Consider the following 372-nt stretch of genomic DNA (forward strand, 5'->3'; position numbering starts at 1 on the left):
GATGGATGAAGTCTCGATGACTTACCAGTACGAAGACCGGCTGTATCCTGCAGAACGCTGCTTGGCCTTGAACAATACCGTTTACGAAGATCGAACGAGGCACAGCCGGCAGCTGGAGGGCGGATTCGAGCCGTTCCAACCGCTGGCAGGCAGGCATCCTGCTTTGCATTTGTGCTTTGATACAGCACCGGTGAAAGGTCCGGTATCCCTTTACGTCTCAGTCAAGCAGCAGCGGTTGGCAGAGCAGGATTTGCCCATGCTGGAATGGGAATATTTGCGGTCGGGCTTAATGCCGGGGCATCCCTCCGAATGGGTTGCGCTGAAAGTCATCGACGGAACGAACGGTCTGACGCAGAGCGGGACGCTGCAGTT

General features: G+C 56.2%; 1 protein-coding gene. It reads left to right on the plus strand.

What is annotated here, in order from left to right; all coding sequences use genetic code 11:
• Positions 1-372 (plus strand): hypothetical protein (locus KVT27_RS23890; RefSeq protein WP_217582101.1); only part of this gene is annotated, 372 nt, incomplete at both ends.

This window comes from Lysinibacillus sp. GbtcB16, assembly GCF_019091145.1.
GTDB classification, from domain to species: domain Bacteria; phylum Bacillota; class Bacilli; order Bacillales_A; family Planococcaceae; genus Lysinibacillus; species Lysinibacillus fusiformis.